The 19,870-nt window shown below is 66.8% G+C and carries 19 protein-coding genes; 7 read left to right on the plus strand and 12 right to left on the minus strand.

The features are described from left to right. Nucleotides 1-65: 65 nt before the first annotated feature. The 8 genes from BLQ10_RS03625 to BLQ10_RS03660 all read right to left on the minus strand — a co-directional run bounded on the left by BLQ10_RS03625 (nucleotide 66) and on the right by BLQ10_RS03660 (nucleotide 9,520). On the minus strand, nucleotides 66-1,460 hold the full coding sequence (locus BLQ10_RS03625; RefSeq protein WP_091558487.1) for an MFS transporter: 1,395 nt from the start codon (nucleotides 1,458-1,460) through the stop codon (nucleotides 66-68). A gap of 63 nt (nucleotides 1,461-1,523) precedes the next feature. Further along, on the minus strand, nucleotides 1,524-3,041 hold the full coding sequence (locus BLQ10_RS03630) for an NAD-dependent succinate-semialdehyde dehydrogenase (RefSeq protein ID WP_254785387.1): 1,518 nt from the start codon (nucleotides 3,039-3,041) through the stop codon (nucleotides 1,524-1,526). Between the two features lie 43 nt (nucleotides 3,042-3,084). Next, nucleotides 3,085-3,918 (minus strand): HpcH/HpaI aldolase family protein, encoded by an 834-nt coding sequence (locus BLQ10_RS03635; RefSeq protein WP_175558460.1) that lies wholly within the window; start codon nucleotides 3,916-3,918, stop codon nucleotides 3,085-3,087. Beyond that, nucleotides 3,903-4,688, minus strand: a complete 786-nt coding sequence (gene hpaH, locus BLQ10_RS03640; RefSeq protein ID WP_091558490.1) for a 2-oxo-hept-4-ene-1,7-dioate hydratase — start codon at nucleotides 4,686-4,688, stop codon at nucleotides 3,903-3,905. Before hpaH ends, BLQ10_RS03635 begins: the two co-directional genes overlap by 16 nt. Nucleotide 4,689: 1 nt before the next feature. Further along, nucleotides 4,690-5,784: a 3,4-dihydroxyphenylacetate 2,3-dioxygenase gene (gene hpaD, locus BLQ10_RS03645; RefSeq protein ID WP_091558492.1), complete on the minus strand. Its 1,095-nt coding sequence runs from the start codon at nucleotides 5,782-5,784 to the stop codon at nucleotides 4,690-4,692. A gap of 39 nt (nucleotides 5,785-5,823) precedes the next feature. Further along, nucleotides 5,824-7,350, minus strand: a complete 1,527-nt coding sequence (hpaE, locus tag BLQ10_RS03650; protein ID WP_091558494.1) for a 5-carboxymethyl-2-hydroxymuconate semialdehyde dehydrogenase — start codon at nucleotides 7,348-7,350, stop codon at nucleotides 5,824-5,826. Nucleotides 7,351-7,365: 15 nt separating this feature from the next. Then, nucleotides 7,366-8,055, minus strand: a complete 690-nt coding sequence (locus BLQ10_RS03655) for a GntR family transcriptional regulator (protein ID WP_091558498.1) — start codon at nucleotides 8,053-8,055, stop codon at nucleotides 7,366-7,368. Further along, nucleotides 8,048-9,520 (minus strand): fumarylacetoacetate hydrolase family protein, encoded by a 1,473-nt coding sequence (locus tag BLQ10_RS03660; RefSeq protein WP_091558857.1) that lies wholly within the window; start codon nucleotides 9,518-9,520, stop codon nucleotides 8,048-8,050. The genes BLQ10_RS03655 and BLQ10_RS03660 overlap by 8 nt, the downstream gene beginning before the upstream one ends. A gap of 223 nt (nucleotides 9,521-9,743) precedes the next feature. On the opposite strand from BLQ10_RS03660, the gene BLQ10_RS03665 reads away from it, so the two are divergent. Further along, nucleotides 9,744-11,675: an FAD-binding monooxygenase gene (locus tag BLQ10_RS03665; RefSeq protein WP_091558500.1), complete on the plus strand. Its 1,932-nt coding sequence runs from the start codon at nucleotides 9,744-9,746 to the stop codon at nucleotides 11,673-11,675. A gap of 202 nt (nucleotides 11,676-11,877) precedes the next feature. On the opposite strand, the gene BLQ10_RS03670 is transcribed toward BLQ10_RS03665, so the two are convergent. The 3 genes from BLQ10_RS03670 to BLQ10_RS03680 form a co-directional block, all read right to left on the minus strand. Beyond that, nucleotides 11,878-12,735 (minus strand): prephenate dehydratase, encoded by an 858-nt coding sequence (locus BLQ10_RS03670; RefSeq protein WP_091558503.1) that lies wholly within the window; start codon nucleotides 12,733-12,735, stop codon nucleotides 11,878-11,880. 107 nt (nucleotides 12,736-12,842) lie between these two features. After that, on the minus strand, nucleotides 12,843-13,610 hold the full coding sequence (locus tag BLQ10_RS03675) for a dienelactone hydrolase family protein (RefSeq protein ID WP_091558505.1): 768 nt from the start codon (nucleotides 13,608-13,610) through the stop codon (nucleotides 12,843-12,845). Between the two features lie 105 nt (nucleotides 13,611-13,715). Beyond that, the gene (locus BLQ10_RS03680; RefSeq protein WP_091558860.1) at nucleotides 13,716-13,892 is read right to left on the minus strand and encodes a CsbD family protein; all 177 of its coding nucleotides are present in this window, start codon (nucleotides 13,890-13,892) and stop codon (nucleotides 13,716-13,718) included. A 111-nt stretch (nucleotides 13,893-14,003) separates the two neighbouring features. Between BLQ10_RS03680 and BLQ10_RS03685 the strand changes: the two genes are divergently transcribed. The 6 genes from BLQ10_RS03685 to BLQ10_RS03710 all read left to right on the plus strand — a co-directional run bounded on the left by BLQ10_RS03685 (nucleotide 14,004) and on the right by BLQ10_RS03710 (nucleotide 18,837). Further along, complete coding sequence (locus BLQ10_RS03685; RefSeq protein WP_091558508.1) at nucleotides 14,004-14,477, plus strand: SRPBCC family protein; 474 nt, start codon at nucleotides 14,004-14,006, stop codon at nucleotides 14,475-14,477. Beyond that, nucleotides 14,477-15,154, plus strand: coding sequence for a pentapeptide repeat-containing protein (locus BLQ10_RS03690; protein WP_091558510.1), 678 nt, complete (start codon nucleotides 14,477-14,479; stop codon nucleotides 15,152-15,154). Before BLQ10_RS03685 ends, BLQ10_RS03690 begins: the two co-directional genes overlap by 1 nt. Nucleotides 15,155-15,263: 109 nt before the next feature. After that, a complete protein-coding gene (locus tag BLQ10_RS03695; protein WP_091558512.1) occupies nucleotides 15,264-16,475 on the plus strand; it encodes a thiolase family protein in 1,212 nt (403 codons plus the stop codon). A 14-nt stretch (nucleotides 16,476-16,489) separates the two neighbouring features. Beyond that, nucleotides 16,490-17,305, plus strand: coding sequence for an enoyl-CoA hydratase/isomerase family protein (locus tag BLQ10_RS03700; protein ID WP_091558861.1), 816 nt, complete (start codon nucleotides 16,490-16,492; stop codon nucleotides 17,303-17,305). 2 nt (nucleotides 17,306-17,307) lie between these two features. Then, on the plus strand, nucleotides 17,308-18,180 hold the full coding sequence (locus BLQ10_RS03705) for a 3-hydroxyacyl-CoA dehydrogenase family protein (RefSeq protein ID WP_091558515.1): 873 nt from the start codon (nucleotides 17,308-17,310) through the stop codon (nucleotides 18,178-18,180). A 33-nt stretch (nucleotides 18,181-18,213) separates the two neighbouring features. Next, the gene (locus BLQ10_RS03710; RefSeq protein ID WP_091558518.1) at nucleotides 18,214-18,837 is read left to right on the plus strand and encodes a GNAT family N-acetyltransferase; all 624 of its coding nucleotides are present in this window, start codon (nucleotides 18,214-18,216) and stop codon (nucleotides 18,835-18,837) included. A 45-nt stretch (nucleotides 18,838-18,882) separates the two neighbouring features. Here BLQ10_RS03710 and BLQ10_RS03715 read toward each other — a convergent pair whose 3' ends face one another. Further along, on the minus strand, nucleotides 18,883-19,731 hold the full coding sequence (locus BLQ10_RS03715) for an SGNH/GDSL hydrolase family protein (protein ID WP_139164172.1): 849 nt from the start codon (nucleotides 19,729-19,731) through the stop codon (nucleotides 18,883-18,885). Between the last annotated feature and the right edge of the window lie 139 nt (nucleotides 19,732-19,870).

The raw sequence follows: 19,870 nt of genomic DNA on the forward strand, positions 1-19,870 counted from the left end.
GCCGCCGTCGAGGTTAACGCTGCCTCGGGTCATCCGTGGCTCAACCCCGCGGGATCAGACCTCGTTCATGACGGGACTGCGCCGGGACTGCTGACGGGACTGCGCCGATCGAAGACCGTGGCGCCGACTTCCTGCTCGGACTGGTTGTCGATGCCCAGATCGATGCCCTTCCGTTCGCGGATCACCAGAACCGCGCCCGTTGAGATCAGAGCGACAATCAGCAGGTAGGCAGACACTGACATGGTGGTCCCCGTCGCCTGGACCAGCGCCGTGGCGATCGTCGGAGCAAAGGCGCCGCCGATGATCGCGCCCACGGCGTAGGAGATGGCAACTCCGGAGAAACGGATGGATGCCGGAAAGAGTTCACTGTAGAGGGCGGCCTGCGGTCCGTAGGTCAGGCCGAGTCCGACGCTGAACAGGGCCAGGCCCAGGAGCATCGCCCAGATGTTGCCGGTATTGATGAGCCAAAACAGCGGGAAGAACGTGACGATCAGGCAGCCATAGCCGATGAGGTAGGTCTTCTTGCGGCCTATGCTGTCGGCGAGGAAGCCGGCGATGAGCGTAAAGACGAACCACAGGGCAGCCGAGGCCGTGACGGCGAGGAGCACTGCGGTGCGGTCCATGGCCAGTCCCTTGGGGGCGGTGGCGTAGCTGAGGATATAGCCGCCGGTGGTCATGTAGCCTGCGGCGTTGTTGCCGGCAAAGACCAGCGCGGCTAGGAGGACCAGCAGCCAGTGCTTCTTGAACAGCTCCACGATCGGAACGCGGGTCTGCTGCTTCCGGGTGGCAATTTCCGCAAAGACAGGGCTCTCGTCCACGCTCTGGCGGACAATGAAGCCCACGATGATCAGCACAAAGCTGAGCAGGAACGGGACACGCCAGCCCCATTCGACGAAGGCCGCGCCGGGTGAGACCACGCCGGACATCAGGGCCAGGACGCCGGAGGCAAGCAGCATGCCCAAGGGGACTCCGAGCTGCGGGAATGAACCGAACAGGCCGCGCTTGGAACTGGGTGCGTGTTCCACGGCCATGAGGACAGCACCGCCCCATTCGCCGCCCGCAGAGATGCCTTGCAGGATGCGCAGGAACAGCAGCAGGACGGGTGCGGCCAGGCCGGCGGTCTCGTAGGTGGGCAGCACGCCGATCAGCATGGTGGAGGCGCCCATGAGGATCAGTGTGAGGACCAACATGGCCCTGCGTCCCAGCCGGTCGCCGAAGTGTCCGGCCAGGAATGCGCCCAGGGGCCGGAACAGGAAGCTCAGTCCCACTGACGCAAAGGAAACCAAAAGGGCTATGTCATTGCCGGCGGGTTCGAAGAAAAGCTTGGCAAACACCAGGCCGGCAGCGTTCGCGTAGATGAAGAAGTCGTACCACTCGATGGTGGTCCCGACGACGGTGGCAAACGCTACCCGGCGGGTATCGCGTGCCGTAGTGCGAGGTGGGTGCAACAAAACGCTCATGGTGTCTCGTTCCCTCGGGCACAACGGTGTGCCCGCTTGTAGTGGTTGGCGAACTGCAGGAGGTCAGGAGGCGTAGGGGTCGGCGATGCCGATGTACTGGGTGGTGGTGTATTCGGCGATGCCTTCGGAGCCGCCCTCGCGTCCCAGCCCGGATTGCTTGACGCCGCCGAAGGGGGCGGCGGCGTTGGAGATGACGCCGGCGTTGAAGCCGACCATGCCGAATTCGATCTGTTCGGCCATGCGGAGCAGCCGGTTGAAGTCGCGGCTGTAAATGTATGAGGCCAGCCCGTATTCAGTGGCATTGGCGAGCCGGACGGCGTCCTCTTCAGTGGCGAAGGTGGTGACGGGTGCTACCGGGCCGAAGATTTCCTGGCGGAGGATTTCGGCGTCGTTGGGCACGTTGGCGAGCACGGTGGGCCGGTAGAAATAGCCCGCGCCCTCCACGGGCGAACCGCCGGTGACCGCTGTCGCCCCGGCGTCGACGGCGGCGCTGACCAGCGCGTGGACGTCGTCGCGGGCGCCGGCGTCGATGAGCGGGCCCACCTGGGTGTCCGGTTCGGTGCCGCGGCCGGTGGCCAGGGCAGCCATGGCGGCCGCGAACTTGGCGGTGAACTCCTGCGCGACGGATTCCTGGACGAGGAAGCGGTTGGCCGCGGTGCAGGCCTCACCCATGTTGCGCATCTTGGCGGCCATGGCGCCCCGCACGGCCTGGTCCAGGTCGGCGTCCTCGAAGACGATAAAGGGGGCGTTGCCGCCGAGCTCCATGGAGGTGCGCAGGACGTTCTGGGCGGCGTCGGCCATGAGGCGCTTGCCCACGGGGGTGGAGCCGGTGAAGGAGACTTTGCGCAGGCGGGGATCGGCCAGCAGGGGTCCGGAGATTCCGGCGGCGCTCGAGGAGGCCACGACGTTGAGGACTCCGGCGGGCAGGCCGGCGTCAAGCATGGTCTGGGCGAAGAGCTGGGCGGTCAGCGGGGTGAGCTTGGCGGGTTTGAGGACCATGGTGCAGCCCGCGGCGATGGCGGGCGCGACCTTGCGGGTGGCCATCGCGAGGGGGAAGTTCCAGGGGGTGATGAGCAGGCACGGGCCGACGGGCTTGTGCTGGACCAGGATCTTGTTCTTGCCTTCGGGGGTGGTGAGGTAGCGGCCGTAATCGCGCACCGTCTCCTCGGAGAACCAGCGCAGGAACTCGGCACCGTAGGTCACTTCGCCGCGGGCTTCGGCCAGCGGCTTGCCCATTTCCAGCGTCATGAGGAGTGCGAAGTCCTCGGCGCGTTCGGTCACCAGGCCAAAGGCGCGGCGCAGGATTTCGGCGCGCACCCGGGGTGCGGTCCGGGCCCAGGAGGCCTGGACCGCGTCGGCGGCGTCAAGGGCGGCCAGGGCGTCCTCGCTGGTGGCGGAGGCCAAGGTGGCGAGGACCTCGCCGGTGGCGGGATCGTGGACGTCGAACGTGCCGGCGTCGGACGCGCCCCGCCATTGCCCGTTGATGAGCAGGCCGGTGGGCACGGACGCGAGCAGCGCCCTCTCAGTGGCAGGGGATATTTCGGGCGAGATGGCAGGGGAGATTACAGGTGAGGCTGTCATTGGAAGTCTTTCGCTCGTGCGGGCGTAGCTGGTGCGGGAGTGGTCAGTAGCTGGCGGGGGTGTCGCCAGGCTCAACCACCGGGTCCGGCCGGATGTATTCGGCGGCGAGTGCCTCGGAGCCGCGGGCCAGCAGTGCCACATCGGCGCCCACCAGCACGAAGGCCGCGCCGGCTTCCAGGTAGGCGCGGGCCGTTGCGGGATTGAAGGCGTTCACGCCGGCGGGTTTGCCGGCCCCGGTGGCGGCGGCGAGGCAGTGTTCGACGGCGGCCCGCACCTCGGGGTGTTCCTGTTGGCCCAGCAGCCCCATCGAAGCGGCGAGGTCTGAGGGTCCGAGGAAGATCGCGTCCACGCCGTCCACTGTCAGGATGTTCTCAACGGCGGCAACCGCGGCTTCGGATTCGATCTGGACGGTGACGCTGACGGTGTCGGAAGCGTGGGCGAGGTACTCGGGGATCCGGTTCCAACGCGCTGCCCGGGCCAGGGCCGAGCCCACGCCGCGGACGCCGTGGGGCGGGTAGCGGGTCGCGGCCACGGCGGCCGCCGCCTCGGCTGCGGTGTTCACCATCGGGATCAGCAGGTTCTGGACGCCCAGGTCCAGGTACTGCTTGATGAGCACGGTGTCGTTCGCCGGCGGCCGGACCAGGGTGTGGACCGGGTAGCCGTTGACGGCCTGCAGCTGGGCGAGGATGGATTCGATCCCGTTGGGGCTGTGCTCGGCGTCGACCAGGAGCCAGTCCAGGCCGGAGCCGGCGCAGAGCTCCGCCACCAGGGGGCTGCCGGAGCAGACCCACATTCCGGCCAGTGGGCGGCCGGCAGCGCCGGTTTGGTTGCGCAGGGCGTCCCGGAAGGTGGCGTCTGGTTCTACTCGAAGCGGCATGTGATGCTCCCTAGGGGTCCGTAGTCGGCGTGGACGGTGTCGCCCTTGTAGACCCAGAGTGGCCGGGTGAAGGAGCCGGCGAGGATGATGTCGCCGGCTTTCATGCCGTCCCCGTGGGCAGCGATCTTGTTCGCCAGCCAGTGCACCCCGCTGGCCGGGTGGTCCAGGACGCCGGCGGCCACCCCGGTTTCCTCCACGGTCTGGTTCTTGTAGAGGATGGCGGAAACCCAGCGCAGATCCACGGCGTCGGGACGGACCGGGTTGCCGCCCACCACCATGGCACCCATTGCGGCGTTGTCGGCGATGGTGTCCACGATGGTCCGGCCCTCCATTTCGATCCTGGAATCCAGGATCTCGAGGGCCGGGACCACGTAGTCGGTGGCGTTCAGGACGTCGAAGATGGTGCAGCCGGGTCCGGCCAGGTCCTTCTTCAGCACGAACGCCAGTTCCACCTCCACCCGCGGGTGGGTGTATTGGTCCCACTGAACGGAGCAGCCGGTTTCCAGCACCATGTCATCGAAGATGGCGCCGTAGTCCGGTTCGGTGATGCCGGTGGCGGCCTGCATCGCCTTGGACGTCAGGCCGATCTTGCGGCCCACCAGGGTCCGTCCGGCGTCCTCATTGCGGCGCCGCCACAGCTGCTGGACGGCATAGGAGTCCTCCACCGTCATGTCGGGGTAGCGGGCCGTCAGGCGGGGGACCGGGGTCCGGGACCGGCCGGCCTCCAGCAGTTCATCTGCGATCGCCTCGATCGTCGCGGGATCCAGCACGCTAGACCTGCGCTCCGAGCTTGAAGCCCTCCACGCCGGAGTCTTCCTTGCGGGTGTAGGAGAAGCCGTCCGCACCCACGGTGACGGCCATTTCGCTCTTTTCCTCGCGGACGATGACCGGCTGCGGGTTGCCGTCGAGATCCAGGACCAGGGAGGCCTCGGTGTACCAGGACGGGACCACGGGGTTGCCCCACCAGTCGCGGCGCTGGTTATCGTGCACGTCCCAGGTGATGGTGGGGTTGTCCGGGTCGCCAGTGTAGTAATCCTGGGTGTAGATCTCGATGCGGTGGCCGTCCGGGTCCAGGATGTAGAGGTAGAAGGCGTTGGAAACCCCGTGGCGGCCCGGGCCGCGTTCGATCCGGTCGCTGATGCGCAGGGCGCCCATCTTGTCGCAGATCTGGATGATGTTGTGCTTCTCGTGCGTGGCGAACGCGACGTGGTGCATGCGCGGGCCGTTGCCGCCGGTCAGTGCGGTGTCGTGCACGGTCTGCTTGCGGTGCATCCACGCGGCGTAGGTGACGCCGTCGGAGTCCTGGATGTCTTCGGAGACACGGAAGCCGAGGTCCTCGAGGTACTTCCGGCCGCGGGGAACATCCGGGGTGACCTGGTTGAAGTGGTCCAGGCGGACCAGTTCCCCGGCGGAGTAGAGATCGTAGCGCTGGGTGAGGCGTTCGACATGCTCCACGTCGTAGAAGAATTCGTACGGGAAGCCCAGCGGGTCCTCGACGCGGACGGAGTCGCCGACACCTTTGGTGAAGCCTTCCTTGCGGCGCTCGGTGCGGCAGCCCAGTTCCTTGTAGTACGCCTCGGCGGCGTCCACTTCGGCGGGGGACTTCACCCGGTACGCAAAGGCGGCGACGGCGGCGATGGGTCCCTTGCGGAGCACCAGGTTGTGGTGGATGAACTCCTCGAGGGAGCGCAGGTAGATCGCGTTCTCATCTTCCTCGGTGACGTGCAGACCGAGCAGGTCCACATAGAACGCGCGGGATTTGGCGAGGTCAGTGACCACGATCTCCATGTAGGCGCAGCGGACGATGTCCGGTGCCGGGACGGTGGGGGTGGGGACGAAGTTGTGCTGTGGAATTTGGTTGTTCATGGGATTCTCTCTTCGTTGAAAGGGGGCCGGTCAGAGCTGTCAGGCGCCGAACTTAGGAGTATGAACCGTGCCGAGGGTGATGTGCACGGCCTGCTGATCGGTGTAGAAGTCAATGGACCGGTAGCCGCCCTCATGACCCAGCCCGGAGGCCTTGACCCCGCCGAACGGGGTGCGGAGGTCGCGGACGTTGTGGCTGTTGAGCCAGACCATGCCGGCCTCGACGTTCTGGGAGAAGTTATGCGCCCGGGTCAGGTTCTGGGTCCAGATGTAGGCCGCGAGCCCGTATTTGGTGTTGTTCGCCAGGGCGAGGGCTTCGTCGTCGGTATCGAACGGGGTGATGGCAACGACCGGGCCGAAGATCTCCTCCTGGAAGATCCGCGCGTCCGGGGCGACGTCGGCGAACACGGTCGGGGCGATGTAATTGCTGTTGTTGAGCCCTGCGGGCAAGTTCTCCGGGCGGCCGCCGCCGGCCAGCAGCCGGCCTTCGGACTTGCCGATCTCCACGTAGGAGGCCACCTTGGCATAGTGCTCCGGGTGGACCAGCGCGCCGACCTCGGTCTTGGGGTCATGCGGGTCACCCACCACGATGTTCTTGGCCCGGGCGGCGTACTTGCCGCAGAATTCCTCATACACGGGGCGTTCCACCAGGATCCGGGAGCCGGCTGTGCAGCGCTCGCCGTTGAGGGAGAAAACGCCAAACAGGGCGGAGTCGATTGCGGCGTCGAGGTCGGCGTCAGCAAACACGACGCACGGGGACTTGCCGCCGAGCTCCATGGACAGGCCCTTGAGGTTGGCCGCGGCGTTGCGGAAGATCGTCTGGCCCGTGGTGGTTTCACCGGTGAAGGAGATCAGCGGCACGTCCGGGTGCTTGACCAGGGCGTCGCCGGCTTCCTCGCCCAGGCCGTTGACGAGGTTGAACACACCGTCGGGTAGGCCCGCGTCCTTGAAGATCGTCGCCCACAGCGAGGCGGACAGGGGGGTGAATTCGGCCGGCTTGAGCACCACCGTGTTGCCGGTGGCCAGGGCCGGGGCGAGCTTCCAGGACTCGAGCATGAACGGCGTGTTCCACGGCGTGATAAGGCCCGCGACGCCGATCGGCTTACGGTTGACGTAGTTGATCTGGGCGCCGGGGACCTTCATGGCGTCGTCGAACTGGGCCACGATCAGGTCCGCGAAGAAGCGGAAGTTCTCCGCCGCGCGCAGCGCCTGGCCCTTGGCCTGGGTGATGGGCAGGCCGGTGTCGAAGGTCTCGAGCTCGGCCAGGCGTGCCTCCTGGGCCTCGACGGCGTCGGCGATCTTGTTCAAGACGCGGGCACGCTCGCGGGGCTTCATCTTCGGCCACGGGCCGTTGACGAACGCTTCGCGGGCGGCGGCGACGGCGAGGTCGATGTCCTCCTTCTGCCCGGCGGCCGCGGTGGCGTAGTTGGTGTTGGACACCGGGTCCAGGACATCGAAGGTTGCCCCGCCCACCGAATCAACGAATTCGCCGTTGATGAAGTGCTGGATGTGCGTGGGAAGGTCCTGCGGAACGTAGTGGGTGGTGGTTTCTGCGGCAGTGAACGTCATTGTTTTTCCTTACTGCTATGTGGTCTGCTGGGTCGGAAGGTCGATTGCCGCCGCCTGGGCGAGGTAAGCGTCCAGGGTGGCGCTGCGGTGCCGGCGGGCGGCTTGCTCGATGGTGTCGGCGTCGGCGCCGGTTTCAATGAGCTTCAGAATCACCTCGTGCTCGTCCACAGATTCGTGGGCGCGGCCGGGGACGAAGCGGAACGTGGAGGAGCGCAGGGACGCCAGCCGGTTCCAGCCCCGGTGGACGAGGTCCAGGATGTGCGGGTTGGGGCAGTGCTCGAACAGGACGCTGTGGAAGTCTTGGTTCAGCCGGGTGAACCGGACGGGGTCGAAGTGCTGCAGGCATTCGCGCATCTCGGCGTTGACGGCCCGGGCGCGGGCCACGTCCGCCACCCCGATCAACGGAGCCGAGAGTGCCGTGGCGGCGCCCTCGACGATGCTGAGGGTCTGCATCGTGTAGAGGTACTCGGTGGGGTCGATGCCCGAGACGGTGGCGCCGACGTTCCGCTCGAACTTAACCAGGCCCTCGGCTTCGAGCCGGCGGATGGCTTCGCGGACCGGCACCACACTGACACCCAGATCCTCGGCGATCTTTGCCAGCACCAGCCGGTAGCCGGGGGAGTAGGTCCCGTCCACGATCCGGGCCTTGACCGTCTCGTAGGCCCGCTGGGACTTGCTCGCGGTTGTCGTGGCCGTCTCAGTCATTGGCTTTGCCTGCTTCCCATTCCTGGTACCGGGTCCGCCATTGGGCGTTGAGCGGGTAGAGGCCGTCTACGCTGTGGCCCTGCTGCACCATCTCTGCGATGAAGGTTTCCTCGCGTTCCTGGGCGATGGAGTCGTCTGCGAGCTCCTCGGCGAGGGCCGGCGGGATGACCAGGATGCCGTCGGCATCGGCCACGATGATGTCCCCGGGCTGCACGGTGGCGCCGCCGCAGGCGATGGTGATGTCCGTGTCCCACGGGATGTGCCGGCGGCCCAGGACCGCGGGGTGCGGGTTGGCATAGTAGGTGGGCATGTCCATGGCGGCCACGGCGGAGAAATCGCGGACGCCGCCGTCGGTGATGATGGCTGCTGCCCCGCGGACCTCGGCGCGCAGGGCCAGGATGTCGCCGATGGTGCCGGTGCCCTTTTCGCCGCGGGCCTCCATCACCAGGATCTCGCCCTCGTTGAGGGAGTCGATGGCCTTCTTCTGGGCGTTGAAGCCGCCGCCGTGGGTCTTGAAGAGGTCCTCGCGGTTGGGTACGTAGCGCAGGGTCCGGGCCAGGCCCACGATCCGCTTTTCCGGGCGGGTGGAGGTGAGGCCGTCGATGCTGACGTTGTTCAGGCCGCGCTTGCGCAGCTGGGAGGACAGGGTGGCCGTGCAGACGCTTTCCAGCTTGGCCTTCAGCTCGGGGGACAGGACCGGGCCGACGGCCGGAAGCCCGGCAGCTTCGCGGGAGCCGTAGGCTTCCTCCCGCTGCAGGTCATCCGTCTTGGGCAAAGCACCAAAGTCGGCGAACGGCGTCGTGCCTTCCGCGACCCGGGTGACCAGCCGGCCGGTGGTCAAATCAGCGGTGCTGACTTCAACCTCGACGACGTCGCCCGGCTTGGCGACCGAAGCCCCGGCCGGGGTGCCGGTCAGGATGATGTCGCCCTCTTCGAGGGTGAGCAGCTGGGACAGGTCCGCGACGAGCCGGGCGAACGGGAAGAGCAGGTCCTCCGTGGTGTCGTCCTGGACGAGTTCGCCGTTGTGCCAGGTGCGGATGCGGAGTTCGGCGGGATCGACGGCGTCTGCCGCGATCAGGCCCGGCCCCACCGGCGTGAACCCGTCGCCGCCCTTGGAACGGAGATTGGAGCCTTTGTCCGCGTAGCGGAGGTCGTAGACGCCGAGGTCGTTGCTGGCCGTGACCCACTCGACGTGGCTCCAGGCGTCCTCGATGCCCACACGGCGGGCGGGCTTGCCGATGATCAAAGCGATTTCGCCCTCATAGCCGAGGAGTTCGCAGCCAGCGGGGCGTTCCACCGTTGAAGGGGCTGCTGCCGCACCGACTGTCAGGGAGGACGATGGCTTCAGGAAGTAGGAAGGCTGGTCCGGCGTACGGCCGCGCTGGGCTGCCCGGCTGGGGTAGTTGATATGCACCGCGATGACCTTACGGGCCGCGGCCAGGATGTGGTCGGTGACCTGTTCCAAGAATGTCTCCTCATCGAGTACGAAATCGTATACGATGACTATGACCCAGGAAAAGCGGATCGTCAACCCCTGATTCCGGGGGGTTTTCAAAGCACTTGTAACCTGCGTCATATCTGCCGTACAGTTCTGGATCACCAGCCAAATTTCGATTATCGAACACTGAATTCGATTATCGAACACCAAGACGGCGACAGGCCGCCACACAACGAAGTGAGGAAAGCCCGTGCATTTCCACCATCACGGTTACGTATCCGGTGACCCGCGCGTCCAGCCGGCCGCCGGCGTCGGCATCGACCGCCCCACACCGCTTCCTGACGAGGTCGACGTGCTCATTGTGGGCACCGGACCCGCGGGTATGCTCGCGGCCGCCCAACTGTCCCAGTTCCCGGGCATCACGACCCGCATTGTGGAGCGCCGTGCAGGGCGGCTCGCCATCGGCCAGGCCGACGGCATCCAGGCCCGGAGTGTCGAGACCTTCCAGGCCTTCGGCTTCGCGGAGCGGATCATCGCCGAGGCATACCGGATCACCGAAATGGCCTTCTGGAAGCCGGACCCCCAGGACCCCTCGAACATCGTCCGCAGCGCCCGCACTCTCGACGACCCGGGCGGGATCAGCGAGTTCCCGCACCTCATCGTCAACCAGGCCCGTGTGCTGGATTACTTCGGCGAGTTCATGGCGAACTCACCCACCCGCATGTCGCCCGACTATGGCCTTGAGTTCCGCAGCCTCGAGGTCGCCGACGATGGGGACTACCCGGTCACCGTGACCCTCGTCCACACTGCCGGCCCCGACGAAGGCCAGGTGCGCACGGTACGGGCGAAGTACGTCGTCGGTGCCGATGGCGCGCGGAGCAAGGTGCGGGACTCGATCGGCTGCACGCTCGCCGGCGACCAGGCAAACCACGCATGGGGCGTCATGGACGTACTCGCCTCGACGGACTTCCCCGACATCCGCCTCAAATGCGCCATCCAGTCCCATGACGGCGGCAGCATCCTGCTGATCCCGCGCGAGGGCGGCCATCTCTTCCGCATGTACGTCGACCTCGGCGAGGTCGCCGCAGACGACAACGGTGCCGTCCGCAAGACCACCATCGAGCAGATCATCGCCAGGGCCAACGCGATCATCCACCCGTACACGCTCGACGTGCGCAACGTGGCCTGGCACAGCGTGTACGAGGTGGGCCACCGCCTCACCGACAGGTTCGACGACGTCCTCCCGGAGGAGCTCGGCACCCGCACTCCACGTGTTTTCATCACCGGCGACGCCTGCCACACGCACAGCGCCAAGGCCGGCCAGGGTATGAACGTCTCCATGCAGGACGGCTTCAACATCGGCTGGAAGCTCGGCCACGTGCTTGAGGGCCGCAGCCCGGACAGCCTGCTCTCCACCTACTCGGCCGAGCGACAGGTCGTCGCGAAGAACCTCATCGACTTCGACAAGGTGTGGTCGACGCTCATGGCGAAGAAGCCCGAAGAGTTCGAGAACCCCTCGGAGCTCGAGGACTTCTACGTGCGGACCGCCGAGTTCCCCGCGGGCTTCATGACCGAGTACTCGCCGTCGATGATCGTCGCCGAGGCGACACACCAGAAGCTTGCCACAGGCTTCCCCGTCGGCAAGCGCTTCAAGTCCGCGCCGGTCCAGCGCGTCTCCGACACCAACCCGGTCCAGCTCGGCCACCAGGCCACGGCGGACGGCCGCTGGCGCATCTATGTCTTTGCGGACGGGGCAGCGCCAGGACAACAGGCGGCAGCCGCGTCGCCGACCACGGATCTTGCCGCGTGGCTAGCGAACGCTCCGGACTCGCCGCTCGCCGCCACCCCCGAAGGGGCCGACCGTGATGCCTGGTTCGACGTGAAGGTGATCTACCAGCAGGACCACACGGGCATCGACATCGGCAGCGTGCCTGCGGTGTTCAAGCCGGAGGTCGGGCCGTTCAAGCTCACCTACCTTGAGAAGGTCTACGGCACCGATCCCTCGGCGGACATCTTCGAGCTGCGCGGCCTCGACCGCGGCGGCGTCGTCGTGGTGGTGCGCCCGGATCAGTACGTAGCGAATGTCCTGCCCCTGACGGCGACCGCGGAGCTCGCCGCGTTCTTCGCGCCGATCCTGCGGGCGGGCAACCGCGCCCGTGAATTCCAGAACCACGCAGGCTAACCTCCGGCACACGGGCACCTTTCCGATGGCGCAGTGACGCTCCCACCCAGTTGCTGCTGACCGCACCTCTACGTACCCGCGAAATCCCGGGGGTGCGTAGACGTGCGGCGGGGTCCAGCACCGAGTAACTGGGATGGAGCGTCGTCACGCCGGGCCGTTTGCGCGTCGCCGGTCCGGATCCGCAGCGAATTTCTGCGGGTGGTCAGAGGCTGGCTGTCTGCCCGGACCTGTATTCCGCGGCGGGGTAGACGCCAAGGATCCGCACCTCCGTGGTGAAAAACTCCAGTTCCTCCAGCGCCAGGCTGAGCGGCAAATCCTCGGGGTGACCCTCGACGTCGGCCATGAACATCGTGGCGGCAAACTCGTTGCCCACCATGTAGCTTTCCAGCCGCGTCATGTTCACCCCGTTCGTGGCGAAACCGCCCAGTGCCTTATAGAGAGCGGAGGGGACGTTCCGGACACGGAATACAAAGCTGGTGACAGCCGGTCCGGACAGGACGTCCCGGGCCGGCAGCGGCATTTCCCGTGCAAGGACAACGAAGCGCGTGGTGTTGGAGGGATCATCCTCGACGGCAGAGGCGAGCACGTCCAGGCCATAGAGTTGGGCCGCGAGCGGGGGAGCGAGCGACAGTTTGGTGGGATCGTTCCAGTCGCGCACTTCGCGGGCGGACCCGGCGGTATCCCCGGCGATCACGGGGCGCAGGCCGGCGGCGCGGATCAGCCGCCGGCACTGCCCCAGCGCGTGGAGGTGGCTGTGGACCTCGGTGGCCGCTTCGATGGTGCTGCCCGGGATGCCCAGCAGGTCGAAGTGGATGGGCAGAAAATACTCGCCCACGATCTGCAGCTTGGACTGGGGCAGCAGCACATGGATGTCGGCCACCCTGCCGGCAATGGAGTTCTCGATCGGGATCATGGCCAGGTCGGCGGCGCCGCCGGACACCAGTTCAAAGGCGTCTTCGAAGCTGGCGCAGGGAACGCTGTCCAGGTCGGGGAACATCTGCATGCACGCAATATTGGAGTTGGCGCCGGGCTCACCCTGGTACGCAATCTTCTGGGCCATGTTCCGTATGGTTTCACGCCAAGCGCCCGCCCAGCCAAGTAAGTCGCAGCACGGGCCGTTTTGAGGGCTCAAAACAGCCCGTGCGCGCCGGCGGGCGCGCAGGGCGCTCAGGCCTTCAGATGCTTGGCGAAGTGGTCCTCGATCCGCTGCCAGGCTTCCGGGGCCGATTCCGGATCCGGCTTGACGCCCATGACGCGGAAGAGCGGCCGCAGCGCCCTCGGTCCGGTCTCCACATCGTTAAGGAAGCCGTGCCCGGCGTGCGGGAATTCCTTGACATCGTTCTCCACGCCCAGGCGGTCGAGCACGGACTCGAGTTTCGCGGCCCCACCACGCAGGGTGCGGTCCTTGCCACCGAAGTTGGCCACGATCGGGCAGGCGCCGGCGAGGGCCTTCTCGGGGTTTTTGGGGAGCCGGCCGTAGTTGACGGCGGCGGCGTCGAAGCCGTCATTGGCCAGGAGCAGGGCGAAGCCGCCGCCCATGCAGAAACCGATCACGCCGATCTTGCCCGTGGTCCGGCCGGATTCCCGCAGCCAGTCCCGGGCGGTGGCCAGATCGGTGAAGGCCCGGCCCTCGCCCGCCGCCAGCGCACGCATGGTGGCCACGAGGCAGCGGCGGGCCCCGCCGTCGCTGTACAGGTCAACGGCCAGCGTCAGGTAACCGGCCGCCGCCATGCGGTTGGCGTGGCGGACGGTGACGTCGTCCAGGCCGAAGGCCTCATGGACCATCAGGACCGCAGGAAAAGGCCCTTCGCCTTCCGGCGACGCCAGGTAGCCGCGCAGCGCCGGCGAACCGCCGGCGGCAGCGCTGGCCCGGCTCAGGTCGACGTTGCTGTGATCCCGGCTGGGCTGGCCGTGGTCTGCTTCGGTCCGTGCCATGGTGTCCCCTTTATTGGCTGTGTGGGGTTATTCTCCCAAACGGGTACAAAAAAGCGACGCCGGACATCCCCCAAAGGAAATCCGGCGCCGCAAAAGTTGTTGGGACTAGTCCTTCTTGAAGGCGTCCTTGGCGTTTTCGCCGACCTTCTTAGCGTCGGCTACAACCTGATCCTTCTGGCCCTCGGCGCGCAACTGGTCGTTGTCAGTGGCGTTTCCGGCAGCTTCCTTGGCCTTGCCGCCCAGGTTCTCCGCTTCGTTCTGAATCTTGTCTCCGACACCCATGGTGTTGGCCACCTTTCGTTTCCGGTTGAAATTCACTGTCCGATCACCATAACACGAAGCATGCTTACTAATTCAAGGGGTCCAGCGCGGTGATCCGATAGGCTCAAGGGCATGGACCACAAGACCACTCTCACGCAGCACATCAATGCTCCGGCGGACTCGGTCTGGGCAGTGGTGTCGGACATTCCCGGATCCGCCGCGACCCTGTCCGGCGTCGACTCGATCCAGATGCTCACCGACGGACCCTATGCCGTGGGCACCCGCTGGAAGGAGACCCGCACCATGATGGGGCGCTCGGAAACGGTGGAGATGTGGGTCTCCCAGTCCGAGGCGCCGTCGAACGGCCGCCGCGGCAGCACCACGGTAGAAGCCCTCCAGGGCGGCGCCGACTACACCTCCAGGTTCGCGCTGGCCGAGCGCGACGGCGGAACGGATCTCACGCTGACCTTCGGCGCCGACGTCGTCAAACCGACCCGGTTCAGCAGGATCATGCTCGCCGTGTTCGGCCCGCTCGGGATGCGCATCACCCGCAAGGCGCTTGCGAAAGACCTGGCGGACATCGCCGCCAAAGCCGAGTCCCTGTAATGGCGCGGCGCGCTGCGGCGGACAAAGCTCCCAAGGTCACCGCCCCCCGCCTCGCGCCGGTCCGGCCGGCGGAGCTGCGGGACGACGCTGCCCCGGACTTCCGGCGGGGTGTTCGGTACGACGGCGTCCGGTACAGCCGCGCGTCTGCAGACGGCCTGGACCTTGGCGGCACGGACTTTGCCGAGTGCGAATTCGCCGGCGTGTCCTTCAATGAGACAGAGCTGCGCGGCGCCACATTTCGTGACTGCATCCTGACCGAGGTCTACGCCCCGGTGTTGACGGCGGCACGGACCAGCCTGCGGGATGTCGAAATCGGCAACCCCCGCTGGGGATCGGCGGAGCTCTATGAATGTGGCTGGCAGTCGGTGCGGATCGACGGCGGCAAACTCGACTACGTGAATCTGCGCGGATCCAAGCTTACGGATGTGCAGATCAGCGACTGCATCATTAACGAGCTGGATCTGGGTTCCTGCACCGCCACCCGAGTGGCCTTGAAGAACTGCACGATCGGCACCCTTGATTTCGCTGGAGCCCGGCTCAAGGACTTCGATCTCCGGGGCACCGAGTTCCGCACGATCAGCGGCCTGGGCAGCCTGGCCGGCCTCGTTGTCGACGACTACCAGCTCACCCTGCTGGCTCCATTGCTCGCAGCCCATCTGGGCGTCGTCGTCGCGTAATCCGGCGGCATCCGGTTGACCCCCTTGCCCCGCCGTGTAATCTTTATAGAACGAACGGTCGGTAAATTACTCTGCTGCCGGCCCCGCTTTCTTGGTGAAGGATGTTCTCATGGTCGAGGCTTTTCTTGTTGGCGGGGCCCGCACCCCGGTGGGCCGCTACGGCGGCGCCCTCTCGGCAGTCCGCCCCGATGACCTGGCCGCACTGGTGGTTCGCGAGGCAGTGTCCCGCGCCGGCGTCGATCCGGACACCATCGACGAGGTAATCCTCGGCAACGCCAACGGCGCCGGCGAAGAGAACCGCAACGTGGCCCGCATGGCCACCCTCCTTGCCGGGCTGCCCCTTCACATCTCCGGCATCACCGTGAACCGGCTCTGCGCCTCCGGGCTCAGCGCCATCATCATGGCCAGCCACATGATCAAGTCCGGCGCCGCGGACATCGTGATCGCCGGCGGAGTCGAATCCATGAGCCGGGCCCCCTGGGTCCAGGAAAAACCCCGCACCGCCTTCGCCAAACCGGGCGAAATCTTCGATACCTCCATCGGCTGGCGTTTCGTCAACCCGCAGTTCACCAAGGGCGAGCTCTCCCGGGACGGCAAGATGACCTACTCGATGCCCGAGACGGCGGAAGAAGTGGGCCGGGTTGACGGCATCTCGCGGGAGGACGCCGACGCCTTCGCCGTCCGGTCCCACGAACGCGCACTGGCCGCCATAGCCGCCGGCCGGTTCGCCGAGGAAATTGTCCCCGTGACCGTCAAGACCCGCAAGGGCGAGACCGTGGTGGACACCGATGAGGGCCCCCGCGCCGGCACCACCATGGACGTCCTCGCCGGGCTCCGGCCGGTAGTCAAGGGCGGCTCGATCGTCACGGCCGGCAACTCCTCCACCCTGAACGACGGCGCCTCCGCCATCATCGTGGCCTCGGAAGCCGCCATCCAGAAGCTTGGTCTCACGCCGCGCGCCCGCATCATCGACGGCGCCTCCGCCGGCTGTGAGCCCGAAATTATGGGCATCGGACCGGTCCCGGCCACCCAGAAGGTGCTCGCCCGTTCCGGGCTCAGCGTCGATGACCTCGGCGCCGTCGAACTGAACGAGGCGTTCGCGACCCAGTCCCTGGCCAGCATGCGCCGGCTCGGCCTCGACCCGGAGATTGTGAACCGCGACGGCGGCGCGATCTCCCTGGGCCACCCGCTGGGTTCGTCCGGCTCCCGGATCGCCATCACGCTGCTGGGACGGATGGAACGCGAAAACGCGAAGATCGGCCTCGCCACCATGTGCATCGGCGTCGGTCAGGGCACGGCCATGCTGCTGGAGCGCGTGTAGTGGCGGCCCCGGCACTGGACCTCGACCCGGCTGGCTTCAGCACGCTCCTGGTCGAAGAGCACGAGGACCGCGTGGTGGTGGTGCTCAACCGCCCCGAGGTCCGCAACGCGATCGACCAGCAGATGGTCGACGAACTCCACACCGTCTGCGCCCATCTCGAGCAATACCCGAAAGTCCTCATCATCGCCGGCACTGACGGGGTTTTCGCCTCCGGCGCCGACATCGGGCAGCTGCGCGAACGGCGCCGCGACGATGCCCTGCAGGGCATCAACTCCACCATTTTCGTCCGGATCGCCAAGCTGCCGATGCCCGTCATCGCAGCCCTGGACGGCTTCTGCCTCGGCGGCGGCGCCGAACTGGCCTATGCCGCCGACTTCCGAATCGGCACCCCGTCCGTCCGGATCGGCAATCCCGAAACGGGCCTCGGCATCCTGGCCGCCGCGGGCGCCAGCTGGCGCCTCAAGGAACTCGTGGGGGAGCCCGTCGCCAAAGAAATGCTGCTGGCCGGTTCCGTGCTCCGCGCAGAACGTGCCCTCGCCGTCAACCTCATCACCGAAATCCATGAACCGTCCGGTCTGATGGCCGCGGCCCACGGGCTCGCGGACCGGATCGCCTCGCAGGACCCGCTCGCCGTCCGGATCACCAAGTCCGTGTTCCACGCCCCGGCCGAGGCGCATCCCCTCATTGACCAGCTGGCGCAGGGGATCCTCTTCGAATCCCAGGCCAAGCTCGACCGTATGCAGGCTTTTTTGGATAAGAAATCAGACAAAAAATCCGACAAGCAATCTGCCGAAAAGAAGGCAGCCAAAGAATCCGAGAAGAAGAAGTAATCATGGGCAACCCAGTACTCCCCGCCAACCTTCCCGCAGCAGTCGGCGTGCTCGGCGGCGGCCGCATGGGCGCCGGCATCGCCCACGCCTTCCTGATCAAGGGAGCCAACGTCCTGGTCGTCGAGCGCGACGAGGCTTCTGCCGAGGCCGCCCGCGAGCGGGTCGAATCTGCAGCCGCCAAGAGCATCGAGCGCGGCGCCGTGGATGGCAACCTGGACGAGATGGTCTCCCGGCTCGCGGTCACGGTGGACTACGACGACTTCGCCGGCCGGCAGCTGGTGGTCGAGGCTGTGCCGGAGGACTGGGATCTGAAGGTCACCGCGCTGCGCGGCATCGAGGAACGGCTCGCCGACGGCGCCTACCTCGCGTCAAACACGTCCTCGCTGTCCGTCAACGGACTGGCCCGTGAGCTGAAGCGGCCGCAGAACTTCCTGGGCCTGCACTTCTTCAACCCGGTGCCGGCGTCGACGCTCATCGAGGTGGTCCTCGGCGAGAAGACTTCCGACGCCCTGGCCCAGGCCGCCCGCGGCTGGGTCGAGGCCCTCGGCAAGACCGCCGTCGTGGTCAACGACGCGCCCGGCTTCGCCTCCTCCCGGCTTGGCGTCGCGATCGCCCTCGAGGCGATGCGGATGGTGGAAGAGGGCGTGGCCACCGCTGAAGACATCGACAACGCCATGGTGCTGGGCTACAAACACCCCACGGGCCCGCTGCGGACCACCGACATCGTGGGCCTCGATGTGCGCCTCGGCATCGCGGAGTACCTGCAGTCCACGCTGGGGGATCGTTTCGCTCCGCCGCAGATTCTGCGCGACAAGGTTGCCCGCGGGGAACTGGGCCGCAAGTCCGGCAAGGGCTTCTTCGACTGGAGCAAATGACCGGAGCCTGTCCGGTGCCCCTAGGATGGTGCGGTGACTTCCCTGGACCGCCCCGCAATCGCCCCCATCACCCTGACCGGCAAATACGTCGTCCTTGAGCCGCTGAGCCTGGACCACCACGACGGCCTGGTCGAGGCGGCCAGCGACGGCGAACTGTGGCACCTCTGGTACACCAGTGTGCCCGCGCCGCAACAGATGGCCGCCGAGATTGAGCGGCGACTGGCCCTGCAGGACAGCGGCGACATGCTGCCCTTCACCACGCGGCTGCTTGACCCCGCTACGGGCGGACCGGGCCGGGTGATCGGCATGACCACCTACATGAACATCGACGCCGCCACGCCCCGGGTGGAGATCGGCTCCACCTGGAACGCGGCGTCGGCACATGGCAGTGGCACCAACCCGGACTCCAAGTTGCTGCTGCTGCGGCACGCCTTCGAGACGCTGGGCTGCCCCGCCGTCGAGTTCCGGACGCACTGGCTCAACCACCAGTCCCGCGAGGCCATCACTCGGCTGGGCGCTAAGCAGGACGGTGTGCTCCGCAGCCACACGCGCAGCGCTGACGGCGCGCTGCGGGACACTGTCGTGTTTTCCATCCTGGAACAGGAGTGGCCGATGGTCCGCAACGCGTTGGAGTTCCGGCTCGCCAGGCAGCGGTAGCCTCCGCCTGGCGTCATCTTCCGGGGCTACCTGAGTCTCCCGGGGCTAGGGGACCCGTGCCGCCTCCAGCGCCGCGTCGTAACCGCCGGAGTAGCCGGCTGCGGTCGGGTGGAAGGCGTCAAGCGGCCTCGCGCAGGGGGCCAATGGATTGCACGGCGCGACGATCCACGGGTCCCCGGAACCGATTCCGTGGCCGGTGAACCGCTCCGTGACACTGACGTACCGGACCCTGTTCACCAGTGCCGAATAGGCGATGGTGGCGTTCAGCAGGTCCGCCGCCGAGTTCATCGTCTTTGCCGCCTGCACCTGCTGCGTGGTGAGCGCGGCGCTGATGGTGAAGAGCCGCGGATACCCGGTCAACACGATCCTGGCGTTTGGTGCCTTGTTCTTGATGGTTGTCAGCATCGCCTTGATCTTGCCCGGCAGTTCTCTGAGCTTCACCACCAGCGTGTTGTACAGAGCCGCACTGCACTCGGGCGAGCTGGGAGCGAGCGTGCAGGCCACGGCCACTTGGCCCGTGTCGACGTCGTTGCCGCCGACCGTGACAGTCACCACCGTTGCGGTCTTCAGCGCCGGTTCAAACTGCCCTGCCGCTGCGGCGACATCCGTGGTCTTGGCACCAAAGCAGCCCAGGTTCAGCGCGGCGCCCCGCAGCACAGGGTAGGCCGCTGCGGTCTGAAGGCATTGCTGGGGGGCAGCCGGTGAAACCAGATAGTCCCCGCCTCCGGTGCCGGCCGCATAGGAGTCGCCCAAGGCGATGTAGACGGGTGCAGGCGCATTCGCGGTGACGGGATTCGCGGTGGCGGGTGCGGCCGTGAAGCCGGCTGCCAGCGCCATGGCGGCCGCGGCCGCGGCCAGTCGTCCGGACCAGCGTCTGAATGGCACATTGTTCATTTGAGTCCCCTTGTGAATCGGCACGGCGGGAGAAATCAGCGGGCGCACCGACAGGTGGCGGCCAGCGGAGCCTCCCGGGAATCCGGCTGGCAGGGAGACCACCCGGGACTGTGAAGACCTTCAGCTCCCGGGACAATCA

Source organism: Arthrobacter sp. ok362, assembly GCF_900102785.1.
Lineage (GTDB): Bacteria > Actinomycetota > Actinomycetes > Actinomycetales > Micrococcaceae > Arthrobacter.

What these genes read in the sequence shown, in the direction of transcription:
- BLQ10_RS03655 (WP_091558498.1), bottom strand. Translation starts at nt 8,055, where the DNA reads ATGACTGAGACGGCCACGACAACCGCGAGCAAGTCCCAGCGGGCCTAC.
- BLQ10_RS03680 (WP_091558860.1), bottom strand. Translation starts at nt 13,892, where the DNA reads ATGGGTGTCGGAGACAAGATTCAGAACGAAGCGGAGAACCTGGGCGGC.
- BLQ10_RS03670 (WP_091558503.1), bottom strand. Translation starts at nt 12,735, where the DNA reads ATGGCCCAGAAGATTGCGTACCAGGGTGAGCCCGGCGCCAACTCCAAT.
- hpaD (WP_091558492.1), bottom strand. Translation starts at nt 5,784, where the DNA reads ATGAACAACCAAATTCCACAGCACAACTTCGTCCCCACCCCCACCGTC.
- hpaE (WP_091558494.1), bottom strand. Translation starts at nt 7,350, where the DNA reads ATGACGTTCACTGCCGCAGAAACCACCACCCACTACGTTCCGCAGGAC.
- BLQ10_RS03695 (WP_091558512.1), top strand. Translation starts at nt 15,264, where the DNA reads ATGGTCGAGGCTTTTCTTGTTGGCGGGGCCCGCACCCCGGTGGGCCGC.
- BLQ10_RS03635 (WP_175558460.1), bottom strand. Translation starts at nt 3,918, where the DNA reads ATGCCGCTTCGAGTAGAACCAGACGCCACCTTCCGGGACGCCCTGCGC.
- BLQ10_RS03685 (WP_091558508.1), top strand. Translation starts at nt 14,004, where the DNA reads ATGGACCACAAGACCACTCTCACGCAGCACATCAATGCTCCGGCGGAC.
- BLQ10_RS03625 (WP_091558487.1), bottom strand. Translation starts at nt 1,460, where the DNA reads ATGAGCGTTTTGTTGCACCCACCTCGCACTACGGCACGCGATACCCGC.
- BLQ10_RS03705 (WP_091558515.1), top strand. Translation starts at nt 17,308, where the DNA reads ATGGGCAACCCAGTACTCCCCGCCAACCTTCCCGCAGCAGTCGGCGTG.
- BLQ10_RS03675 (WP_091558505.1), bottom strand. Translation starts at nt 13,610, where the DNA reads ATGGCACGGACCGAAGCAGACCACGGCCAGCCCAGCCGGGATCACAGC.
- BLQ10_RS03715 (WP_139164172.1), bottom strand. Translation starts at nt 19,731, where the DNA reads ATGAACAATGTGCCATTCAGACGCTGGTCCGGACGACTGGCCGCGGCC.
- BLQ10_RS03690 (WP_091558510.1), top strand. Translation starts at nt 14,477, where the DNA reads ATGGCGCGGCGCGCTGCGGCGGACAAAGCTCCCAAGGTCACCGCCCCC.
- BLQ10_RS03630 (WP_254785387.1), bottom strand. Translation starts at nt 3,041, where the DNA reads ATGACAGCCTCACCTGTAATCTCCCCTGCCATCTCGCCCGAAATATCC.